Origin of the sequence: Luteitalea sp. (assembly GCA_009377605.1) — a bacterium.
GTDB lineage: Bacteria > Acidobacteriota > Vicinamibacteria > Vicinamibacterales > Vicinamibacteraceae > WHTT01.
The window spans coordinates 1-861 of the sequence record WHTT01000237.1 but is presented as its reverse complement, the minus strand read 5'-3'; the positions used below and the strand labels follow the sequence as shown (position 1 = coordinate 861).

Here is an 861-nt window from a genome sequence, read left to right as displayed (position 1 = left end):
CCGCCAGCGTTGATTCTGAGCCAGGATCAAACTCTCATGTTTAAGACTGTCGCCGTCACGTCACGAGCACACCGACCGGAATCGTTCCAGCCTGCGGCACTCGCACGTCACGGACATTCCTAACGCAAGAGCGAACCCTGCGTTTACTGTCTGGTCCAACCGGAGCAGCGCGACACGCCTGCCCGGCCAGCCACGAGCCGGCCAAGCACACGCCCCACAACGCCCCGATCAGGCTGATTCATGACGGGCTGATGTGTCTGCCTCCGCACCTGACGGTGCTTCGGCGAGACAAGTCCACCTTCGCGCCTACGGCGCTTCGGCGGACAAGTGCACGTTCTATCTAGTTTTCAAAGAACCGAGACCGCCAACGCGTCGCATCCCGCGCGTCGCGCTCGCCGTCGTCCCCCAACTCGTCAGGGGAACCTTACAATACTAGGGGAACACAGGCACCCTGTCAACCCCTTTTTACGTCGCCGAACCCGCAGTGCTAGCCCGAAGTACATGCACGGATTGGCTCTGGCCGGACGCTCCAGGTAGCACGCGCCCCTATGCACCTGCTCCATACCGCGTCCCCGTACGTTACGAGCATCGTCCAGTATAAAGAGCCGTTACCTCGCTGTCAAACCCAGCCCTAGTAAAAAGACAAGTGATAGATCCGGCCCCTGTATGTCTCCCTGAACTTTCGGTTGTTTTCAGTGCCGCCTTTCACGTTGGCACTGGCCCAGATTTCCGGCTCGACCCCCATCTTCACCAGCTTGTCGACGGTCATGGCGACCAGCGACTGAACGATGAAGGCGTTCGCCACAGTGGAAGCGGAAGAGACCTTCTGATCGAAACCCTCAATCTCGACCACAGCGTCAC

The 861-nt window shown here is 59.6% G+C and carries 1 protein-coding gene; it reads right to left on the bottom strand.

Features of this window, described 5'->3' with window-relative positions:
• Positions 1–631: 631 nt before the first annotated feature.
• The gene (locus GEV06_28710; GenBank protein ID MPZ21827.1) at positions 632–853 is read right to left on the bottom strand and encodes a hypothetical protein; all 222 of its coding nucleotides are present in this window, start codon (positions 851–853) and stop codon (positions 632–634) included.
• Positions 854–861: the final 8 nt, after the last annotated feature.